Below are 20,539 nucleotides of genomic sequence, written 5' to 3' on the forward strand. Positions count from 1 at the left end.
AGTTGGGGGGTGGCACCTGCTGCCTCCCTGCATCAGCATTGGAGAGAAACTTCCTGTCGGGAAGTAGGCACTTGGGAGTGCGTAACCCATCCATTGGTGAGAGGTGCGATCAGTGACGACGACGAAGGCGGCCCAGAAGAGGGCTCAGGCCAAGGTGGAGTACAACGCGTTCCTGGCAGGGTGCCCCAGCCGACAACTGCTCGACCGAATCTCGGACAAGTGGGTCGTCCTGATCCTGTGTGCGCTGGGCGGCGACAACAGCCCTGGCCGGCCCGGTGCAGCACACGCAGACGCTCCGAAGGCGATGCGCTACTCCGAGATCTCTCGTCTTCTGGCCGGGGTCAGCCAGAAGATGCTGACCCAGACGCTACGGTCGCTGGAGCACGATGGTCTGCTCACCCGTACCGTGACGCCAACCGTCCCTGTCACCGTCTCCTACGAGCTGACCGACCTCGGCCTCTCGCTCCACCACATGACGCGCGGGCTCAGAAACTGGGCGCAGACACACATGGCCGAGGTCCTCGCAAACCGCGAGAATTACGACGCTCGCACCCCCTGACGACTCACATCCAACCGTCCAACAGCTCTACATTCTCGGCCTACACCCTCAACTGCGAAGAGCCAGATCGGGTCTCCGCGCTGGGGCAGGGAAAGCGCATTTGCGTGGCAGAGCAGCACCGTCACATCTTCAGTTCTCGCCAGGCTGTCCACCTCGGGTGGGATCACCCAGGCCCGTCAGCGGCTGGGCGGGGAGCCGTTGCGGCCCTCCGCCACTGATCATCGACCGGCTCGCCCAGCCGATGTGAAGGCCGGGGTGCCCCTCACCCGGCCGAGGCGAGGTGAGGAGCGCCCTCACGACGTGCGCCGCCCGGCTCCCTCAGGTTGAGTTCATTACCGGGCCCCGCGCCGGACATCCCCGTCAGCGTCCCGTCAGCTACGGCCGCGCGGCAGCATGAGGGCCGCGGCCGTGGTGGCTATCAGCATCACAGCCGCGACGCACAAGGCGACCCGCAGACCCACAATGAACTCACCCCGGTCCGCGACCAAGGCTCCGAAGACGGCCACGGCGAGCGCGCCGCCCGTCTGCCGGAAGGAGTTCAGGATCCCGGCGGCCATTCCGGCCCGATCTGCGGCGATGTCGTTCAGCAGGATGGCGGTCAGGGAAGGTACGCAGAAACCCAGGCCGAGGCCGACCGGGATGAGCATCGCCGCGATCACTGGTCTGCTGGTGCCCTCGTCGATCCAGAGCAGGCCGAACATCGCCAGCGCGAGGATCGCTTGTCCCATGGCGATCGGCATCCGCGGCCCAAAGCGTGCCGCAGCACTGGCCGAGGCCAGGTTGGCTCCGGCGATCACGGCCATCATCGGTAGGAACATCAACCCCGCGGCCATGACGGACAGGTTCAGAACGTCCTGAAAGAACAGGCTCAGCACGAACACCAGCCCGTAGAACGCGGCATTGACGACGAAGCCGATCGCGACCGAAACCGTCACCGTGCGCGAACGGAAGAGGTCGAGCGGGACCAACGGCGCGGCGGTACGTGCCTCGATCATGAGGAACGCGGCCGTCGCCACTGCGGCGAGCCCCAGACAGCCCAGCACCACGGGCTCGCCGAAGCCGTTCTCCCCTCCGTCGATCACCGCGAAGGTGAGCGCCGCGAGCGCGACGATCGCCGTGAGCTGGCCGTACGGATCGAGCGGCGTGGCACGGCGCGGCGAGCGCTCCGCGCGGGTCAACACCGCGAGGGTGGCGATGCCGACGGGCAGGTTGACGACGAAGATCGCCCGCCAGCTCAGAGTGCTGGACAGCACCCCGCCGGCCACCGGGCCGGCGGCAACCGCGACGGCTCCGCCAACGGTCCACAGCGCGATGGCCCGTGCCCGTTCGGCCGCGTCCGGGAAGGCCTGCCGGACGAGCGCCAGCGAGGAGGGCAGCATGATCGCCGCCGCGCTCCCCTGGATCAGGCGGGCGGCGATCAGCTCGCCCAGCCCCGGCGCCAGTCCGCAGGCCGCCGAGGCGACCGTGAAGACCGCGACGCCGGCGCCGAACGCGCGGCTCGCCCCGATGCGGTCGGAGAGCGTGCCCGCGGAAAGCAGGAGTGCGGCGAACATCAGCGTGTAGGCGTCCACGATCCATTGCAGTCCCGCCGTGCTGCCGCCGAAGGTCCGCCCGATCCCGGGCAGCGCCACGTTCATCGCCATGGTGTTGAGGTTGAGCAGAAAGATGCCCATGAACGTGGTCGCCAGGATCAGCTTCGGTGCGGCCGTGCGTTGCCGGGCATCCTGTGACGCGCGGGCTGGTTCAAGAGTGGTCATCCGTCCAGACTGGTGAGGCTCGCGAGGGCGAGGCAGACCGTGATCTTCCGGGGTGCGCCATAGGTGGGTGCAACAGGGCCAGGCTCCGGGCCGGCCCCCTGATCACACGCTGGCAGAATGACGGCATGACCGAGTTCGGGAAGTTTCTGCGGGCCCGCCGTGGCGAAGTACGCCCTGCAGACGTCGGACTGCCCGCCGGAACCGGCACGCGCCGTACACCGGGTCTGCGCCGGGAAGAGCTGGCGGCGCTGGCCGGTGTGAGCATCGACTACTACATACGTCTGGAACGCGGCAAGGAGACCCATCCGAGCCCCTCCGTGGTCGAGGCGCTGGCCGACGCGCTCCGCCTCAACCAGGAGGAGAGCGGCTTCCTGCAGGAGTTGGCGGCGCGGGCGGCGCGGCGTGCGCCCGAGCCCCGTCCCCTGCCGTCACGGCGGGTCCGTCCGACCGTCACGCAGCTTCTGGAGACGCTCCGGCCCAACCCGGCGTACGTCGTGAGCCGCACCAACGACCTGCTGGCGGCCAATCCCGGCGGGCTGCGGCTGCTCCACGGCATCGCCGACTGGCCGGAGCGGCAGCGGAACACCGTCCGGTACACCTTCCTGCACCCAGCTGCCCGCGAGCTGTGGGCGGACTGGGAACAGAAGGCCAAGGGGTGCGTCGCCCAGTTGCGGGCGATCGCCGGCACCGATCCGGATGCCCCGGATCTCGCCGCACTCGTAGGTGAGCTAATCGTCAAGAGCCCCGACTTCAACCGGCTCTGGGAGCGGTACGAGGTGCACACGATCGGCGACGGCGAGAAGACGCTCCGACACCCGGAGGTCGGCACGATGACGCTCTCGCACGAAGGGCTGTCCCTCAACCGCGCACAAGGCCAGCGCCTCGTCATCTACATGGCGCCGCCCGGCAGCCCGGACCACGACAAGATGACGCTCCTCGACCTCGCCGCCTCCGGCCCGTCCGTCGGTTCCGGCGAGACGGCGCCCGTCTCACCCTCCCGGAGACAGGGCTAGGCGCTTACGAAATCCCGATCGACAAAATGTTGTCTATCCGCAGGCGATGCCCAGTTCGGTGAACATGGCCGTCATCCCCGAGCGGAGGGTCTGGCAGTGCTGGCCCGGCCAGGTCCAGCCACACGTCCGCGAAGTCGACCTCGGCTTCCTCACTTGGCCGCTTCTCCTGGGGCACCGTCCCCTCCAGATGCCGGCGCCCTTCCTTGGCCTCCAGCGAGATCTCCGGCCGCCGCTTGCGCACGTAGTCACGGACCGTGGAGTATGACGCGCCTGCTCGAAATCGTGCTCGCCCGCCACACGCTCAAGAATCCGCTCAACGGTGTGCTTCTGCCTATTCCACGTCGAGGTCCTCGCGCAGCATCGCGTCGACGAAGCCCTTCACCGGCTCCAGCAGACTCTTGCGCGGCGACGGCTTCTTCCGCCCAGCGGATGCCGTCGGTTGTCGGACTGCTGGAACAGCACGAGCTCGCAGCTCGCTGTCGGGTCGACGGGCTGCGTGAGGAGGCCGACCGTATCCAGGCCGAGCTGGCAGTGGCCGAGCTGGAATGGCAGGAGTGGGTGATCGCCCGTAGGCGGGTCGATGCGGTGCTGGCTCCGGACTGCGGCTGCACCGCCGACACGGAGGACGTCGCGGATCCGCGGGCTGCGGGCGGGCCGCCGGCGTCCCGGGATGCGGCGAAGCCGAAGTCGCAGGTGCCGGTGTGGCGTGAGGGGCTGGCCTGGGCGGTGCTGTCGGTGGACTACCAGCGCATCCTCACCGCGCTCGCGGATCGGGCCCGACTCCATCAAGGGCCGCTGACCTGCCAGGAGTTGGCCGTGCTGTTCGGTCTGGACGCGGTGCGGTTGCCCGGCGCCCGCGGGCCACCGGCAGCCCGGCGGCCGACGGGGGCAGCCGGTCCCGCCACGTGCGGATCATCGCGCCAAGTCCGGTTCCGGGTGTCGTCGGCATGGTCTCTATGTTCCTGCGTCCCTGGTGGTGCGTGTGGGCGCGAGGGTGGTACTGGTCTTCCTACCGTCGAAGCGTCCCTGGTCCGCCTCCCTCGTCGAGACGAGTATCGAACGCATGACGATCACCTTCATCACCGGAGCCAACAAGGGCCTCGGCCGCGAGACCGCCCGCCGCCTGATCGAGTGTGGCCACACCCTGCTCGTCGGAGCGCGCGACCGCGAGCAGGGCGAGGAGACCGCCGCCGCGCTCGGCGCACGCTACGTCCCCATCGACGTGACCGACGACGCGTCCGTGGCCGCCGCGGCCGCGAATATCGCCGAACACGAGGGCAGGATCGACGTCCTGATCAACAATGCCGGTGTGCACGGCCCCGTCGGTGATCCCAGCGACCTCACCGCCGCCGACGCCCGATCCGTCCTCGACGTCAACGTCATCGGCGTCGTCCGCACCACCACCGCGTTCTTGCCGCTGCTGCGCCGCTCGGACGACCCTGTGATCGTCAACGTCAGCAGCGGCATGGGCTCCCTCGCCCTCACCCACGACCCCGCCCGGCCCGAGTCGCATGTCGTCGCGCCGCTGTACACCTCCTCGAAGGCGGCGCTGACGATGTTGACCACGCAGTACGCCAAGGGGCTCAAGGGCATCCGCGTCAACGCCGCCGACCCTGGCTACACCGCGACCGACCTCAACGGTCACAGTGGCCCCCAAACCGTCACCGAGGGCACGGACGCGATCGTCGCCCTCGCCACCGAGGAGCCCGGCGCCGGCAGCGGACGCTTCATCTCCCGCCATGGCGAGATCGCCTGGTCGTGAATCCAGCCGTGCCGAGGTCTCACCGGTAACGCTGTCGACAGGTGAGCGCGGATGTTCCTGAACCCCCGGCGGACCCGGGCCGGGGTGAGTCGGTTGGAGGTGGTGGGTTTCTCCCAGGGTCGACGGAGGCCCGTGGCGAGGGGACGGGTGAACTTGTCCTTCGACAGGTGTTCGACCTGCGTTGGCCGAGCCGCCGGGCACCGGGTCGATGGACGGGAAGCGCCCGGTGGTCGGGTCGTAGAGGCGCACGCCCATCAGGGTGGCGCCGGTGACCGTAGCCGGATGTAGAAGATCTTCGCGGAGCCGCCACCACTTGGGTTGGCCTGTACGGGGGTGCGGCGGTGGGGTAAGCGTGAGCCACGCGGACTATCAGCCGAGCGACTTGCGAGCCGTATGGCCAGCAGGATTGGGGCGAGGTGGATTCGCAGTCCGCTTGCTGGTTTTGGACCGGTGGCTGCAACGGAGAGCATCCGGCTACGGCCAAGCCTTCCACCAAGCCTTCACCATGTGGTGTTCAAGCTGCTGTTGGGCGGGATTCCGGAAGGTTTCCAGGTGAGTCACGCCGAGCTTCGTCCGTGCCACCACACTCGATGCTGCAACCCGAACCGCCTGGAGGCCGTGATCAAAGAGGAAAGCGTGGCTCGTAGCGGCTGAAGGAGGGCACGCGCCCGGAGGGCCCGCTGCCGACGCAGTCACGAGTACATGCCGGAGAACGCATACCTGGGTTCACGTCGGTAGGTTCGGCAGTGCCGGAGCGTGGCACGCCCGCCAGGTCCACCCCGGCGATGTGACATCTCGTGACAGATGAGAGGGTCAGACGGGTGAGCGAGACACCACCGAACACCCTGCAATACCGCTTTGACGGGCCAGAAGACGCTCCTGTCCTGATCTTGGGTCCCTCACTGGGAACCACATGGCACATGTGGGATCGCCAGGTGCCCGAGCTGGCCAAGCAGTGGCGTGTCTTCCGTTTCGACCTGCCGGGGCACGGCGGTGCGCCGGCATACCCGGTGGGCGCGGTGGACGAGATCGCCACCCGGCTGCTGGCCACGCTGGACGCGCTCGGCGTGCAGCGCTTCGGTTACGCGGGCTGTGCGCTCGGCGGCGCGATCGGCCTCGAACTGGCGCTGCGCCACCCGGAGCGGATCGCCTCGCTCACGCTGATCGCCGCATCGCCCCGCTTCGGGACGGCGGACGAGTTCCGGCAGCGCGGTGTGATAGTGCGGACGAACGGGCTCGACCCCATCGCCCGTACGTCTCCGGACCGCTGGTTCACCGGCGGTTTCGCCGCCGCGCAGCCCGCGATCACCGAGTGGGCGGTGCAGATGGTGCGCACCACGGACCCCGGCTGCTACATCTCCGCCTGTGAGGCGCTGGCCTCGTTCGACGTACGGGCCGAGCTCGCCAGGGTCGGTGTGCCGACCCTGGTCCTGGTCGGCTCCGAGGACCGCGTCACCGGACCTGCCGAGGCCCGCACCCTGGTCGCCGGCATCCCCGACGCCCGTCTCGCCGTCGTGCCCGGCGCCTCCCACCTGGTGCCGGTCGAGCAGCCCGCGGCCGTCACCGATCTGCTCGTCCGGCACTTCTCCACGGCCTGGCAGCCGGCGTTCGACTCGACAACCGGCCAGATCGCCATCCCCGCGGCACCGGTCAAACCGGCCCTGGCCGCGCTGGTGCAGCCTGCCCCCATGGCCGGCCCCATCGCCGAGATCGCGCCCGCCGTTGCCGTACCCGTGCAGATGACGGGACGGCCAGACCCCTACGACGCAGGGCTCAAGGTGCGCCGTGAGGTGCTCGGTGACGCGCATGTCGACCGGGCGCTGGCACAGGCGGACGAGTTCTCCGGGGACTTCCAGGAGTTCGTCACCCGGTATGCCTGGGGCGAGATCTGGGACCGCCCCGGCCTCGACCGGCGCTCACGCAGTTGTGTGACCCTGACCGCCCTGGTCGCGAGCGGGCACCTGGAGGAACTCGCCTCCCACACGCGCGCCGCTCTGCGCAACGGCCTCACCCCCGGCGAGATCAAGGAGGTGCTGCTGCAGGCGGCCGTCTACTGCGGCGTACCGGCGGCGAACAGCGCCTTCAAGGTGGCCCAGCAGGTCATACGAGAGGAGACGACCCCCACGGAGTGATCGTCAGCCGGGCAGTGGAAGCACCCGTCTCAGCCGCCCGGGTTCCCGTGGATCGCGGCAGGATGGAGCCATGAAGCTCACGAAGAAGTCGCACGCCTGCGTCCGCATCGAGAAGGACGGCCGGACCCTCGTCCTCGATCCCGGCGGATTCAGCGAGGAGGACGCCGCCGTCGGCGCGGACGCCATCCTCGTCACGCACGAGCACCCCGACCACTTCGACGAGGGACGACTGCGGGCGGCCATGGAGGCCGACCCGGCCACCGAGATCTGGACCCTCGCATCCGTCGCGGAGCAGCTCTCGGCCGCCTTCCCGGGCCGCGTGCACACCGTCGGCCACGGCGACACGTTCACCGCCGCGGGCTTCGACATCCAGGTCCACGGCGAGCTGCACGCCGTCATCCACCCGGACATTCCCCGCATCACGAACGTCGGCTACCTCGTCGACGGCGGCAAGGTCTTCCACCCCGGCGACGCGCTCACCGTCCCCGACCAGCCGGTCGAGACGCTGATGCTCCCGGTCATGGCCCCCTGGAACAAGATCTCCGAGGTCATCGAGTACGTCCGCGAGGTCAAGCCGCAACGCGCCTACGACATCCACGACGCCCTGTTGACCGACCTCGCCCGCCCGATCTACGACCGCCAGATCGGCTCGCTCGGCGGCTCGCAGCACCTGCGCCTGACCCCGGGGGAGTCGGCGGAGGTCTGAGCGACCCGGGCGGGACCGGGTTGTCAGACCCGCCCGGTAGGTTGTGAGACATGCGCATCGCGACCTGGAACGTGAACTCGATCACCGCCCGCCTGCCCAGGCTCCTGGCCTGGCTGGAGAGCAGCGGCACGGACGTGCTCTGCCTCCAGGAGGCCAAGCTGGCCGAGGAGCAGTTCCCGTTCGACCAACTGCGCGAACTGGGCTACGAGGCGGCGGTGAACGCGACAGGCAGGTGGAACGGCGTGGCGGTGCTCTCCCGCGTCGGCCTGAAGGACGTGGTCAAGGGCCTGCCCGGCGATCCCGGATATGAGGGCAGCGAGGAGCCCCGCGCCATCTCGGCGACCTGCGGCCCGGTCCGCGTCTGGTCGGTGTACGTGCCCAACGGGCGCGAGGTGGGCCACCCCCACTACGGCTACAAGCTCCAGTGGTTCGAGGCTCTCAAGACGGCCGTCGCGGGCGACGCGGCCGGCGGCCGCCCGTTCGCGATCCTGGGCGACTACAACGTGGCGCCGACGGACGACGACGTCTACGACACGGCCGCCTTCGAGGGCCTCACCCACGTGACCCCGGCCGAGCGCGCCGCCCTGGCGTCCCTGCGCGAGGCCGGCCTCTCGGACGTCGTCCCGCGCCCCCTGAAGTACGACCACCCCTTCACGTACTGGGACTACCGCCAGCTCGGCTTCCCCAAGAACCGCGGCATGCGCATCGACCTGGTGTACGGGAACGAACCGTTCGCCAAGGCGGTCACCGACGCATACGTGGACCGCGAGGAGCGCAAGGGCAAGGGCGCCTCGGACCACGCACCCGTAGTGGTGGATCTGGACGTGTAGCGAACTCAGCCCGTCCGGCGTTCGAGGACGAGGCCGAAGGCCGACGGGGGTCTGGGGGCGCAGCCCCCAGGGGCTCACGGCACCAGCATCCGCAGATCCACCGACCCGGCCATCGCGGCAAGCCCCACGTCACCGGGATGCAGATGGTCCCCGCTGTCGTACCTGGGCAGCATCCGCGTCGGGTGAGCGGGGTCGCGCACCACGCTGTCGAAGTCGAGCACCCCGTCGAACACCCCACCGCTCCGGATCCACGCGTTCACCGCGGAGCGCTCCGTGTCGACGGCAGCCGTGCAGCGTGCCTCGCCCTCGCAGGGCAGGATCGTCGCGGCCAGCATCCGAAGGCCCCGCGCGTGCCCGCGGTCCGCGATCTCCCGCAGCCCCGCGATGACCCGCTCCGCCGTGTTCTGCCACCGCACGTCGTTCACGCCTTCGAGGACGATCACCGTATGCGCCGAGGTCTGGGCGAGGACATCGCGGTCGAGCCGGTGCGGGGCGCTCACACCGGCGGTGTTCGTGGACACCCCGTCACCGGGGTAGGCGTCGGTGACCACCTGGTTGCCCGAGATGCCCTGGTTGAGCACGCCGTAGCGCGGGACCGCGTCCTGCCGCAGAAGGCGGGTGGCCAGCGCGTTGGGCCATCGTCGGTTCGCGTCCTGCGTCGACATGGTGCCGTCGGTGATCGAGTCCCCGAGCACCACCACCGACCCCGGCCCGCCTCCCACGTCCACACCGGTCAGCAGCGGCCAGCTCGTCAGGGTCCTGGTGTACGCCGCCGAGGAGCCGTCGGCCGCATGGTCGCCCGGCTCGCTCACGTACGACCGCTGCACCGCGAGCCGGTGCATGGGCGCCGCCGCCACCGTGTCCGGCAGATGGAAACTCACCAGCAGGTTCGTGTCCGCGGGCACCGCGAAGGTGAGCGGATCGCTGAACGCCTCGGCCCCCGCCGGGATCTCCACACCCGCCGCGCCCCCGAACGACAGCGGCACCGGCACGTCCCGCGCCGTCGCCCCCGCTTCCTGCACGGCCACCGTCGCGCTCCCGATCCGCACCGGCGTCGCCGCGAAGGTGTTGCCGAACCGCAGCCGCACCCGTGGCCCGCCCACCGACGTGTGCACCACCAGCCGCAACGTCCGGTCGCTCCAGGGCCCCACGGTCGCATGACCCGCGGTCGACGCGGCCCAACTGCCGCTCCAGCCCCGGGCCGGCCCCCGTACGGCCAGCGCGAACACATGCAGACCGGCGGCTCGTGGCAGCCGCACCGAGGCGACCTGGCGCCCCGGGGTGAGCGGCACCGTCACGACGTACAGCTTGGCCTGCTCGGCGAGGCGGCCGGTGGGGGTGTTGATGTGGGGCAGCGCCACCGCCTTCATGGCGAGCGAGCCGGTGCGCCAGTCGGGGGCGGTCAGCCGGTATGCGGACCGGGTGCCGTTCAGGTACGACACCGAGCCGGTGCCGCTCACATCGGCGCCGCCGGTGCCCGCCACCAGGAAGGCGAGCGCGTCACCGCGCCCGCCGACGCGCACGGTCTGTCCGGCGGCCCGTACGTTGTCCGGCTGGCCCGGCTGCCGGTGCGGCCAGGTCAGCCGGGCCCCCTGCACGGTGACGGCGCGGCCGGAGGTCCAGCCCGCGGCGTTGAGGTCCTGAGCCGAGAGGGAGGCACCGGATCCGTCGAAGTCCGCGGCGCCCGGACGGGCGTCGTCGCTGATGGCCGTGTTGTCGAAGAGCCGCTCCAGCGGCGGTGGTTGCCCTCTGCCGCCGGCGCCGGCCCGTGCCGATGCGGCCGGCGCCAGGAACGCCAACGAGACGACGACAACCGCGAATCCCCGGACCTGTCGACGCACGGCCGACTCCTCCCGCTCACCGGTGGGACGAAAGACGCATCGCGAAGCTAGAGAGACGGCAGGGACTCGTCAACGAGCCATGCGCGGGGTGGGCGCGAAATCGACCCGAAGTGACCGCCCGCGCGCCTGTGGTGCGCACGGTGGTGCGAATGACACGCTGGGAGGTATGAAGATCCCTTTTCTGGGCCACCGGCATGAGAAGCACGGCATCCCCGACCCGGAGGGCATCGCCGAACTTCTTTCCGAGTGTGAACTGCTCCGTTCCCAGGCGTCCCGGGCGGGCGTCCAACTCGACGACTCCGCCGCCTCGTTGGAGGCGCTCGACCAGTTGCTGCCGCGCTGGCGGGACGACCCCGAGGTGCTGCACTGGCTCGGCAACGACGCGGGCCTCTACCTGGGAACCGTCATCGTGCGTACCGTGCCCGGGGCCGCCTGGGAGATCTGGCCGAGCGGTCAGCCCGTCGTACGGCTGGCCTCCGGCCGTGAGTTCGACGTGGTGACCTCCGGACACGAGTGGGCCACCAGCGGGGTGCCGGAACTCTCGCAGCTGTACGGCGAGGTCGCGGAGGTGTGAGGCCCGGGACCTAAGATCGACGTAAATACGGCTTATGCCCGAAAAGTGCGTGTCGTGCCGTAAGTGCACTCTCGCCCGGATAGTTTTCGGCAACCGACACAGCTGAGAGTGAGTAGGGCTGCGTATGGCCGTCGATTCGTTGATCGAACTGCGTGACGTCAACAAGTACTACGGGGAGTTGCATGTCCTGCAGGATGTCGACCTCACCGTCGGCAAGGGGGAGGTGGTCGTGGTCATCGGCCCGTCCGGGTCGGGAAAGTCGACACTGTGCAGGACGATCAACCGGCTGGAGACCATCCGTTCCGGCACGATCCTGCTCGACGGACAGCCGCTGCCCGAGGAGGGCAGGGCCCTCGCACGACTCCGCGCCGACGTCGGCATGGTCTTCCAGTCGTTCAACCTGTTCGCCCACAAGACCGTCCTGCAGAACGTCTCGCTGGGGCAGATCAAGGTCCGAGGACGCAAGAAGGAGGAGGCCGACAGGCGCTCGCTCCGGCTTCTCGACCGCGTCGGACTCGCCGACCAGGCGCCCAAGTTCCCGGCGCAGCTCTCCGGCGGCCAGCAGCAGCGCGTGGCCATCGCCCGCGCCCTCGCCATGGAGCCCAAGGCGCTCCTGTTCGACGAGCCCACCTCCGCCCTCGACCCGGAGATGATCAACGAGGTTCTCGAGGTGATGCGGCAACTGGCCCGCGACGGCATGACGATGGTCGTCGTCACTCACGAGATGGGCTTCGCCCGCTCCGCCGCGAACCGAGTCGTCTTCATGTCCGACGGCCGGATCGTCGAGGACCGCGCCCCCGACGAGTTCTTCACCGACCCGCGCAGCGAGCGCGCCAAGGACTTCCTGTCCAAGATCCTCAAGCACTGAGCCGCAGAGCCAAACCCGCCCGGCGGCAGCCGGAGATCACTGCTTGCGCAGCGGAATCGACACGTACGACGGGTCGTTCGCCGGCGAGGAGAAGGTCAGCTGAGCGCCGGACGGGTTGTGCTCGATGTAGAGCGGGTCGACCGTGTCGACCACCAGGGCGAGCCGATGCCCTGCCGGGACGTCGTAGGCCGTGGAGAACAGGTCCAGGCCGAGGTTGAACGGCTTTCCGGGCGTGAGCCCATGGAAGGTGTACGGCGCGTTGCTGACCAGCTTGCCGAGGCCGAGCGGCCCCACGTCGTAGAGGTAGGCGACGAGGGTGCCGCTCTCCTTGGTCGGCGTGACCGTGGTGTGCAACTCGGCCGTACCGCGGATCTGTTGGGCCGTGGCGTACTTCTCCGACTGCCATACGGCGGCCCAGCGGCGGGGCAGCAGGGGGATCGAGGCGACCGGGGGCAGCTGGGCCACCTGGTCGAGGATGCTGGACAGGAAGACGATGCCGCCGTCCGCCCCCGAGTCGACGTTCGTGTGGATCGTGGTCGTGCCGGCGAGGGCGATCTTCCGCTCGGTCGCGGCGACCGACTTCCAGTCCGGGTAGCCCTCGTAGCCGCCCGTGGAACGGGGCTTGAGCTGGACCGGCTCCTCACGGTCGATGCCGTTGTCCTCGCCCTTGAGGTAGTGGTCGAACCAGCGCTCGGTGTCCGTCCAGACGTCGTTGGGCAGGCCGAACAGCCCGGGCAGCTCGGCGGTCGCGTGATCGCCGGGGCGGAACTCCAGTCGCTTCGGGCCGGTCAGCTTCTCGTAGAAGTCCGCGTACTGGTTGGGCGGGAAGACCGTGTCGCCCCAGGCGTTGGCCATCATGACCGCGGCGCCGTTCTTGTTGAGTTGGTCCACGTATGTAGCGGCCGAACGTTTCTTCCCCCAGTTGATGAGGTCCTGCTCCTTGGTCAGGTTGGAGGCGTAGAAGTCGTTGAAGACCTGGCGGGACTCGGGGCTCTGGCGGCCGGTGACCAGGCTCGCGGCGTCCAGCACTGCCGCCGCCTGGACGTGCTGGGTGCGGCCGGAGTAGATCGAGCCGATCAGGTCGGCCCAGCCGCTGAGGGACGCGACCGCCTTGATGCGCTTGTCGTGCGCGGCGGTGATCAGGCTGATGCCGGCGCCGTACGAGACGCCCGCCATGCCGATGTGCTGCGCGTCCGCCGGGGTGTTGGCCAGCGCCCAGTCGATGACCTTGGAGGCGTCGGCCGTGTCGGGCGGTCCCGCCACTTCTATCTCGCCGCCGGACTGCCAGAATCCGCGCACGTTGTAACTGACCACGATGTAACCGGAGTTGGCGAGTTTCTGGGCCTGGGCCAGATACTCGACCTGGGGCAGGCCCCAGCTCGTGGGGAGGACGAGCAGCGGGTAGCGGTGCGTGCCGTCGGCGCCCGCGGGCGTGATGACGTTCGCCTTGAGGGTGATGCCGCCGTCGCCGGTGATGTCGACGAAGCGGACGGCGCTCGCCGCCTGCGCCGTGGGCGTGAGCCCGAGGATGCCGCCGGCGACCAGGGTCGCGGAGACGGCGCCCACGGCAGTCGTACGCAGGGCCTTGCGATGGTGTCCCACAGGTCACTCCTCACTCGTGTCAGTGCAAAGTGACCGAACGGTAACCTCGGCCGCTTACCGGAAGTAACCCGTCGGTAAGTTACGTGGCAGTAACGATTGTTGTGGTGTGAATGAATTCAGGAGGCGCGGTGGGAGTTGCGCGCGGCTGTGGTGGTCGCAGGCAACTCCGTCTGCGCCGTCCGCGTCACGTCCGCGACCAGCTCGACCACATCCGGGCCGTACGCCTGCGAGTTGACGATTTTCAGCAGCAGGACGAAGGAGTTGTTGCCGTGCTTGCGGGCCAGACGCTCGTGGTTGCGGGCGAGGTAGCGGGTCGCGGCCTGGTTGGTGATCGCGGTCTGGCCGCAGAAGAGGAAGACGGGCCGGGCGTTCGGGCTCTGATCGACCGTCAGCCGGGCGAGGAGCGCGTACTCCTCCCTGCCCTGTTCCACGCGGTGGCGCTCGGTGCCGATCTGGAGGGCGCCGCGGTCGGGGCCGGGCTCCGCGTCCACGTTCACCCGCACCCCCGGCAGCAGCGAGGCCAGATGCGCCGTCATGCGCCGGTTGGACGCCGGGCCACCCACGCAGAACTCGGTGCGCTCGCCGAAGCCCTGACGGGCCGCGTCGTGCGGGAGTATCTGCGCGTGAGCATTGCAGTCCTTGATCAGGGCGGCCAGTTCGAGCAGCGCGAACACGTCGTACCGCATCACCGTGAGCTCGGGTCCGCCGGCGCCCCGGTTCACCACCAACAGTGACTCGGAGTTGTCCGGCAGTCCGAAGAAGGCCTGCTTGCGCCGTAGTTTGCGCCGCCACAGATAGGTGCGGGCCACCCAGCCAAGCCCAGCACTGATCCCGGCCGCGACCAGCCCCAGGACGATGTTGCGCACGTCGTCATTCATGGGCGCGCATGCTAGCGGGCCATGGGAAACCCGTGTTCGAGTCGTTCCTGACGGGAACATGCCGTTGGATTAAGCTGCGCGGACGGTCCCCCCACTGGAGGTGCGCATGCGTCGTCCCGCCGCACGGAAACTGTCGGTTCTGGCCGTCTCGGTCGCCGTCGTGTCAGTGGCCGCTGCGGCGCCGCCCGGTGCCGCGGCCAGACCCGTCGACAAGACCCCCGTCGCCGTCGGCTACGGCGGCGCGGTCGCGAGCGTCGACGCGGACGCCTCCGCCGCCGGAATCGAGGTCCTGAAGAAGGGCGGCAACGCGGTCGACGCTGCCGTCGCCACCGCTGCGGCTCTCGGCGTCACCGAGCCCTACTCGTCCGGTGTCGGCGGAGGCGGCTACTTCGTCTACTACGACGCCAAGTCCCGTACGGTGCACACCATCGACGGCCGGGAGACCGCGCCCCTGAGCGCCGACTCCAACCTCTTCGTCGAGAACGGCAAGCCGCTCGCCTTCGCCGACGCCGTCAGCAGCGGTCTCAGCGTCGGCACGCCGGGCACGCCCGCCACCTGGCAGACCGCGCTCGACACCTGGGGGAGCAGAGGTCTCGGTTCGGTCCTCAAGCCCGCCGAGCGAATCGCCCGCGACGGCTTCACCGTCGACGACACCTTCCGCTCGCAGACGGCCTCGAACGAGACCCGGTTCCGCTACTTCCCCGACACGGCCAAGCTGTTCCTGCCCGGCGGGCAGCTGCCGACGGTCGGCTCCACCTTCAAGAACCCCGATCTCGCCCGCACCTACGAGGAGTTGGCCAAGAAGGGCGTAGGCGCGATCTACCACGGGGATCTGGGCAAGGACATCGTCCACACCGTGAACAAGCCGCCCGTGGACGCGAGTTCGGGCTGGAACGCCCGCCCGGGAAAGCTGTCCGACAAGGATCTCGCGGCCTACCGCGCGCGGCTCCAGGCGCCCACCAGGACCTCGTACCGCGGTCTCGGCGTCTACTCCATCGCGCCCTCCTCCTCCGGTGGCACGACCGTTGGCGAGGCGCTCAACATCCTGGAGAGGACGGACCTCTCGAAGGCGAGCGAGGTCCAGTACCTGCACCACTACCTGGAGGCCAGCCGCATCGCGTTCGCGGACCGCGGGCGCTGGGTCGGCGACCCGGCCTTCGAGGACGTACCGACGAAGGAACTGCTGTCGCAGAAGTACGCCGACTCGCGGGCGTGCCTCATCAAGGACGACGCGGTCCTCACCAGCCCGGTCGCGCCCGGTGACCCCCGGCATCCCGCGGCCTGCAACTCGGGTGGCACGGCGGCCCCGACGACGTACGAGGGTGAGAACACGACGCATCTCACGGTCGCCGACAAATGGGGGAACGTGGTCTCCTACACGCTCACCATCGAGCAGACCGGCGGCAGCGCGATCACCGTGCCCGGCCGCGGGTTCATCCTCAACAACGAGCTGACCGACTTCTCCTTCACCCCGGCGAACCCGGCCGTGCACGACCCGAACCTGCCCGGGCCGGGGAAGCGGCCGCGGTCGTCGATCTCACCGACGATCGTGCTCGACCAGCACAACAAGCCTGTGGTGGCGCTCGGTTCGCCCGGTGGCGCGACCATCATCACCACCGTGCTGCAGACGCTCACCGAGTTCCTCGACCGTCACCTGCCGCTCGTCGACGCGATCGCCGCGCCGCGCGCCAGCCAGCGCAACGCGGCCAAGACGGAACTCGAACCCGCGCTCTACAACGACACCGGCGCGAGCGGCCTGAGGGCCCAGCTGGAGGCCATCGGGCACTCCTTCAGCCTCAACCCCGAGATCGGCGCGGCCACGGGCGTCCAGCGGCTGCCCAACGGGAAGTGGCTGGCCGCCGCGGAGAAGGTACGACGGGGCGGCGGATCGGCGATGGTGGTGCACCCGGCTCCGTGATCAGAGTTCGGGGGCGGTCGGCAGGTCCTCCGTGCGGAAGGCCAGCCGGCCGTCCTCGACGTCCACCGTCACCCGGCCGCCCTCGCCGACCCGGCCGTCGAGCAGCAGCCGCGACAGCCGGTTGTCGACCTCGCGCTGGATGGTGCGGCGCAGCGGGCGGGCACCGTACTCGGGCTGGTAGCCGCGCTCGGCGAGCCAGTCGACAGCCGGGTCCGTGAACTCCACCGTGACGCCCTGTGCCTGCAGCAGACGGCGGGTCCTCTCCAGCAACAGGTTGGTGATCCGGCGCAGTTGGTCGCCGGTGAGCTGGCGGAAGACGACGATCTCGTCGATGCGGTTGAGGAACTCGGGCCGGAAGTGCTCGCGCAGGGGGCGGAGGATCTGCTCGCGCCGCGCCTCCTCGTCGGCGTCGGCGCCGCCCGCTCCGAAGCCGATGCCGGCGCCGCGCCGGGTGATCGCCTCGGAGCCGAGGTTGCTGGTCATCACGATGACCGTGTTGGTGAAGTCGACCGTGCGGCCCTGGGAGTCGGTGAGCCGCCCGTCGTCGAGCACCTGGAGCAGGATGTTGAAGACGTCCGGGTGCGCCTTCTCGACCTCGTCGAGCAGGAGGAGCGAGTACGGGTGGCGTCGTACGACCTCGGTGAGCTGGCCGGCCTCCTCGTGGCCGACGTAGCCGGGCGGGGCGCCGACCAGCCGGCTGACGGTGTGCCGTTCCTGGTACTCGCTCATGTCCAGGCGGACCATGCGCTCCTCGCTGCCGAACAGGGCCTCGGCGAGTGCGCGGGCCAGCTCGGTCTTGCCGACGCCGGTCGGACCGAGGAAGAGGAAGCTGCCGATCGGCCGGTCGGGGCTCGCGAGCCCGGCGCGGGAGCGCATGACCGCCTCGGCGACCACGTCGACGGCCTCCTCCTGTCCGACGACCCGCTCGTGCAGGTGCTCCGCCAGGCGAAGCAGCTTCTCCTTCTCCTCCTGGGTGAGGCTGCTGACCGGGATGCCCGTCTGCCGGGACACCACCTCGGCGATCGCCTCGGCGGTCACCTCCAACTGCCCCTCGTCGGCCTCGTCACCACCCGAGGTGTCCGCGATCCGCACCTTCAACTCGGCGATACGATCGCGCAGTTGAGTCGCCGTCTCGTACTTCTCGTCGGCGACCGCCTGGTCCTTGTCGCAGGTCAGCTGCTCGATCTCGCGCTCCAGGGCCCGTACGTCCGTGCCCTTCGTGCGTGCCCGCAGCCGTACCCGGGCTCCGGCCTGGTCGATCAGGTCGATGGCCTTGTCGGGCAGCCGGCGGTCGGTGAGGTAGCGGTCGGACAGCTCGACCGCGGCCACCAGGGCCTCGTCGGCGTAGCGGACCTGGTGGTGGGCCTCGTAGCGGTCGCGCAGCCCGCGCAGGATCTCGATGGTGTCCGGCACGGACGGTTCGGGCACCAGGATCGGCTGGAAGCGGCGGGCCAGCGCCGCGTCCTTCTCGATCCGGCGGAACTCCTCCAGCGTGGTGGCGCCGACGATGTGCAGCTCGCCGCGGGCGAGGGCCGGCTTCAGGATGTTCCCGGCGTCCATCGCCCCGCCCTCGCCACCGCCTCCGGCGCCGACGACGGTGTGCACCTCGTCGATGAAGACGATCAACTGGTCGGAGTGGGCCCGGATTTCACCGACGATGTTGTTCAGACGTTCCTCGAAGTCACCCCGGTAGCGGGTGCCGGCGACGACCCCCGTCAGGTCGAGGGCGACGACCCGCCGCCCGATCAGCACGTCGGGCACGTCCCCGTCGGCGATGCGCTGCGCGAGCCCCTCCACGATGGCGGTCTTGCCGACGCCCGCGTCGCCGATGAGCACCGGGTTGTTCTTGCCGCGTCGCGACAGCACCTCGATGGTCTGCTCGATCTCCTCGTCCCGCCCGATCACCGGGTCGATACGGCCCTGCCGGGCCAGCTCGGTGAGGTCGCGACCGTACTTGTCCAGGGTGGGCGTGCCCGTGGCGCGGGAGTGCTCGGCCCGGCTCTGGGCGGTGTCCGCCGCCTCGGGCGGCCCGGTGGGCGCGAAACGGGCCGAGTTGAGGATGTGCCCGGCGGCCGAGTCGGGGTTCGCGGCCAGGGCGCTGAGGACGTGCTCGGGGCCGATGTAGCCGGCTCCGCTCGCCCGCGCCAGGTCGTGGGCGTCGAGGAGGGCACGCTTGACCGCGGGGGTTAGGGAGAGCGAGGTGGGCGCAGGCGCCTCCTCCGGCGTGTGCTGGGCAGGGCCGGAGCGCTCGTCGATCTCCGACGCCAGTGAGTCGGGGTCTGCGCCGGCCCGGCTGAGCAGACTCCGGGTCGGCTCGCTGGAGAGCGCGGCACGCAGCAGATGCTGGGTGTCGAGGTCCCGGCTGCCGTGCTCGGCCGCATACTGGGCGGCGCCGCGGACCAGTTCCCGGGCGGGCTGGCTCAGCAGCCTCCCTATGTCGATCTGGCGGGGGCCCTGACGCGGGCCGCCGAAGAAGCGGGCGAGGAATTCTCCGAAGGCGTCATAGCCTTCTGGTCCGCTGAAGCCGCTGGTCATGGCGTTCCCATCCGGCGTCCCTGCGCGGGCCGGGGACGCCCTCGCTGATCGACGTGCCGGGGTCGGGTAACCCGGGCGGGAGCCGGTTACACCCGGAGGCGCGCGTTCGTAGAACACCTTCGCACGGATGGGGGAGGGGAGCACCTTCGGCGACCGTCCGGCAGCGGGGGTTCGTGGAGCGCCCTGCGCGCACGCACGGCCGTCGGCGGTCGCGGGCCCGGTCCCGGATCAGCGGGCCGTCAGGATGCGTGGTCCTGTCTCCGTGATCGCCACCGTGTGTTCCTCGTGGGCGGCGTGTGAGCCGTCGTTCGGTTGGGGGAGGGGAGCATTTTCGGCGACCGTCCGGCAGCGGGGGTTCGTGGAGCGCCCTGCGCGCACGCACGGCCGTCGGCGGTCGCGGGCCCGGTCCCGGATCAGCGGGCCGTCAGGATGCGTGGTCCTGTCTCCGTGATCGCCACCGTGTGTTCCACGTGGGCCGCGCGTGAGCCGTCGTTCGTGCGCAGGGTCCAGCCGTCCGCCGCCGCGTGGTAGTCGTCCCTGCCGCCGGCCAGCAGCATCGGCTCGATGGCCAGCACCATGCCGTGCCGCAGGGCGAGGCCGCGTCCCGGGCGGCCCTCGTTCGGGACCGGCGGGTCCTCGTGCATACGGCGCCCGATGCCGTGGCCCCCGAAATCGTCCATGATGCCGTACCCCGCCGCGCGGCAGACCGAGCCGATCGCATGCGCGATGTCGCCGATGCGGTTGCCGACGACCGCGGCCTCGATGCCGGCCGCCAGCGCATGCTCGGCCGCCTCGATGAGCCGTACGTCGGCCGGGCGCGGCTCGCCCACGATGAAGCTGATCGCCGAGTCGCCGGCCCAGCCGCCCAGTTCGGCGCCGAAGTCGGCGGAGACCAGGTCGCCGTCGCGCAGCCGGTAGCTCGTCGGGATGCCGTGCACGATCGCGTCGTTCACCGAGATGCAGACGACGGCCGGGAAGGGGACCGGGGCGAAGGAGGGACGGTAGCCGAGGAAGGGGGAGGACGCCCCCGCCGCGCGCAGCACCCCGTGTGCCACCTCGTCCAGCTCCAGCAGCGAAACGCCCACGTCGGCCGCCTGCCGTACGGCCGTCAGGGCCTGTCCGACCACCTGTCCGGCCTCGTACATGGCGTCGATCGATGTGTCTGTCTTCAGTTCCACCATGCCAATTATTATACCGGTATTAGAATGACGGCATGGTGCGCACCCCTCTCACCCCGGAAGAACGCGAACGCGGCGAGCGGCTCGGCCGGCTCCTTCGCGAGGCCCGCGGCGTACGGAGCATGGCGGACGTCGCGGCTCAGGCGGGCATCTCCGCGGAGACGCTCCGCAAGATCGAGACGGGGCGTGCCCCGACCCCGGCCTTCTTCACCGTCGCCGCGCTCGCCCGGGCGCTCGGCCTGTCGATGGACGAACTGGTCGAACTCTGCGCCGCGGCGCCCGTGTGACGCCCATCGGTCAAGATCGCGCAATGAGCAGTCCGCATGCCCGTCGAAAACTCTTCGTAGCGCGTCCGTAACACGACTGGTGTTGCCTACGGAACCGGA

At 70.0% G+C, this 20,539-nt stretch carries 16 protein-coding genes and 1 pseudogene; 11 read left to right on the plus strand and 6 right to left on the minus strand.

The annotated features are described in order from the left end of the window. Positions 1-112: 112 nt before the first annotated feature. Positions 113-559 carry a winged helix-turn-helix transcriptional regulator gene (locus tag OG870_RS36770; protein WP_266591131.1) on the plus strand — a complete coding sequence of 149 codons (447 nt, stop codon included), beginning with the start codon at positions 113-115 and terminating at the stop codon, positions 557-559. 371 nt (positions 560-930) lie between these two features. Here the strand turns inward: OG870_RS36770 and OG870_RS36775 are convergent, their stop codons facing one another. Continuing rightward, the gene (locus tag OG870_RS36775; protein ID WP_327691927.1) at positions 931-2,316 is read right to left on the minus strand and encodes an MFS transporter; all 1,386 of its coding nucleotides are present in this window, start codon (positions 2,314-2,316) and stop codon (positions 931-933) included. A gap of 125 nt (positions 2,317-2,441) precedes the next feature. Between OG870_RS36775 and OG870_RS36780 the strand changes: the two genes are divergently transcribed. From OG870_RS36780 to OG870_RS36810, 6 genes and pseudogenes are all read left to right on the plus strand, one after another. Further along, the gene (locus OG870_RS36780; protein WP_266524982.1) at positions 2,442-3,329 is read left to right on the plus strand and encodes a helix-turn-helix domain-containing protein; all 888 of its coding nucleotides are present in this window, start codon (positions 2,442-2,444) and stop codon (positions 3,327-3,329) included. Between the two features lie 429 nt (positions 3,330-3,758). Continuing rightward, positions 3,759-4,169, plus strand: a pseudogene (locus OG870_RS36785) (hypothetical protein); the annotation flags it as partial. Between the two features lie 223 nt (positions 4,170-4,392). After that, a complete protein-coding gene (locus OG870_RS36795) occupies positions 4,393-5,091 on the plus strand; it encodes an SDR family NAD(P)-dependent oxidoreductase (RefSeq protein ID WP_266591135.1) in 699 nt (232 codons plus the stop codon). 821 nt (positions 5,092-5,912) lie between these two features. Further along, the gene (gene pcaDC / locus OG870_RS36800) at positions 5,913-7,223 is read left to right on the plus strand and encodes a bifunctional 3-oxoadipate enol-lactonase/4-carboxymuconolactone decarboxylase PcaDC (RefSeq protein WP_266524984.1); all 1,311 of its coding nucleotides are present in this window, start codon (positions 5,913-5,915) and stop codon (positions 7,221-7,223) included. A gap of 70 nt (positions 7,224-7,293) precedes the next feature. Then, the gene (locus tag OG870_RS36805) at positions 7,294-7,929 is read left to right on the plus strand and encodes an MBL fold metallo-hydrolase (protein WP_266524985.1); all 636 of its coding nucleotides are present in this window, start codon (positions 7,294-7,296) and stop codon (positions 7,927-7,929) included. 50 nt (positions 7,930-7,979) lie between these two features. Beyond that, positions 7,980-8,759, plus strand: coding sequence for an exodeoxyribonuclease III (locus OG870_RS36810; protein ID WP_327691928.1), 780 nt, complete (start codon positions 7,980-7,982; stop codon positions 8,757-8,759). A gap of 74 nt (positions 8,760-8,833) precedes the next feature. Here OG870_RS36810 and OG870_RS36815 read toward each other — a convergent pair whose 3' ends face one another. Continuing rightward, the gene (locus OG870_RS36815) at positions 8,834-10,600 is read right to left on the minus strand and encodes an SGNH/GDSL hydrolase family protein (protein WP_266591137.1); all 1,767 of its coding nucleotides are present in this window, start codon (positions 10,598-10,600) and stop codon (positions 8,834-8,836) included. A 166-nt stretch (positions 10,601-10,766) separates the two neighbouring features. Between OG870_RS36815 and OG870_RS36820 the strand changes: the two genes are divergently transcribed. Together OG870_RS36820 and OG870_RS36825 are read left to right on the plus strand one after the other, a co-directional pair. Further along, the gene (locus tag OG870_RS36820) at positions 10,767-11,174 is read left to right on the plus strand and encodes a DUF6278 family protein (protein ID WP_266524988.1); all 408 of its coding nucleotides are present in this window, start codon (positions 10,767-10,769) and stop codon (positions 11,172-11,174) included. Between the two features lie 124 nt (positions 11,175-11,298). Next, complete coding sequence (locus tag OG870_RS36825) at positions 11,299-12,042, plus strand: amino acid ABC transporter ATP-binding protein (RefSeq protein WP_266524989.1); 744 nt, start codon at positions 11,299-11,301, stop codon at positions 12,040-12,042. Between the two features lie 36 nt (positions 12,043-12,078). On the opposite strand, the gene OG870_RS36830 is transcribed toward OG870_RS36825, so the two are convergent. Further along, complete coding sequence (locus OG870_RS36830) at positions 12,079-13,644, minus strand: CocE/NonD family hydrolase (RefSeq protein ID WP_327691929.1); 1,566 nt, start codon at positions 13,642-13,644, stop codon at positions 12,079-12,081. Positions 13,645-13,760: 116 nt separating this feature from the next. Then, positions 13,761-14,522 (minus strand): hypothetical protein, encoded by a 762-nt coding sequence (locus tag OG870_RS36835; protein ID WP_266524991.1) that lies wholly within the window; start codon positions 14,520-14,522, stop codon positions 13,761-13,763. A gap of 106 nt (positions 14,523-14,628) precedes the next feature. Between OG870_RS36835 and ggt the strand changes: the two genes are divergently transcribed. Next, on the plus strand, positions 14,629-16,440 hold the full coding sequence (ggt, locus tag OG870_RS36840; protein WP_266591143.1) for a gamma-glutamyltransferase: 1,812 nt from the start codon (positions 14,629-14,631) through the stop codon (positions 16,438-16,440). On the opposite strand, the gene OG870_RS36845 is transcribed toward ggt, so the two are convergent. Both OG870_RS36845 and map read right to left on the minus strand, forming a co-directional pair. Then, the gene (locus tag OG870_RS36845) at positions 16,441-18,975 is read right to left on the minus strand and encodes an ATP-dependent Clp protease ATP-binding subunit (RefSeq protein ID WP_266524993.1); all 2,535 of its coding nucleotides are present in this window, start codon (positions 18,973-18,975) and stop codon (positions 16,441-16,443) included. Positions 18,976-19,388: 413 nt separating this feature from the next. Further along, positions 19,389-20,156 carry a type I methionyl aminopeptidase gene (gene map / locus OG870_RS36855; RefSeq protein WP_266524995.1) on the minus strand — a complete coding sequence of 256 codons (768 nt, stop codon included), beginning with the start codon at positions 20,154-20,156 and terminating at the stop codon, positions 19,389-19,391. Between the two features lie 32 nt (positions 20,157-20,188). On the opposite strand from map, the gene OG870_RS36860 reads away from it, so the two are divergent. Next, the gene (locus OG870_RS36860) at positions 20,189-20,440 is read left to right on the plus strand and encodes a helix-turn-helix domain-containing protein (protein ID WP_266591145.1); all 252 of its coding nucleotides are present in this window, start codon (positions 20,189-20,191) and stop codon (positions 20,438-20,440) included. Positions 20,441-20,539: the final 99 nt, after the last annotated feature.

The organism is Streptomyces sp. NBC_00461 (genome assembly GCF_036013935.1).
Lineage (GTDB): Bacteria > Actinomycetota > Actinomycetes > Streptomycetales > Streptomycetaceae > Streptomyces.

Coding starts and splice junctions, on each gene's coding strand:
- OG870_RS36835 (WP_266524991.1), bottom strand. CDS start 14,522: ATGAATGACGACGTGCGCAACATCGTCCTGGGGCTGGTCGCGGCCGGG.
- map (WP_266524995.1), bottom strand. CDS start 20,156: ATGGTGGAACTGAAGACAGACACATCGATCGACGCCATGTACGAGGCC.
- OG870_RS36795 (WP_266591135.1), top strand. CDS start 4,393: ATGACGATCACCTTCATCACCGGAGCCAACAAGGGCCTCGGCCGCGAG.
- OG870_RS36775 (WP_327691927.1), bottom strand. CDS start 2,316: ATGACCACTCTTGAACCAGCCCGCGCGTCACAGGATGCCCGGCAACGC.
- ggt (WP_266591143.1), top strand. CDS start 14,629: ATGCGTCGTCCCGCCGCACGGAAACTGTCGGTTCTGGCCGTCTCGGTC.
- OG870_RS36780 (WP_266524982.1), top strand. CDS start 2,442: ATGACCGAGTTCGGGAAGTTTCTGCGGGCCCGCCGTGGCGAAGTACGC.
- OG870_RS36860 (WP_266591145.1), top strand. CDS start 20,189: ATGGTGCGCACCCCTCTCACCCCGGAAGAACGCGAACGCGGCGAGCGG.
- OG870_RS36845 (WP_266524993.1), bottom strand. CDS start 18,975: ATGACCAGCGGCTTCAGCGGACCAGAAGGCTATGACGCCTTCGGAGAA.
- OG870_RS36805 (WP_266524985.1), top strand. CDS start 7,294: ATGAAGCTCACGAAGAAGTCGCACGCCTGCGTCCGCATCGAGAAGGAC.
- OG870_RS36825 (WP_266524989.1), top strand. CDS start 11,299: ATGGCCGTCGATTCGTTGATCGAACTGCGTGACGTCAACAAGTACTAC.
- OG870_RS36810 (WP_327691928.1), top strand. CDS start 7,980: ATGCGCATCGCGACCTGGAACGTGAACTCGATCACCGCCCGCCTGCCC.
- OG870_RS36820 (WP_266524988.1), top strand. CDS start 10,767: ATGAAGATCCCTTTTCTGGGCCACCGGCATGAGAAGCACGGCATCCCC.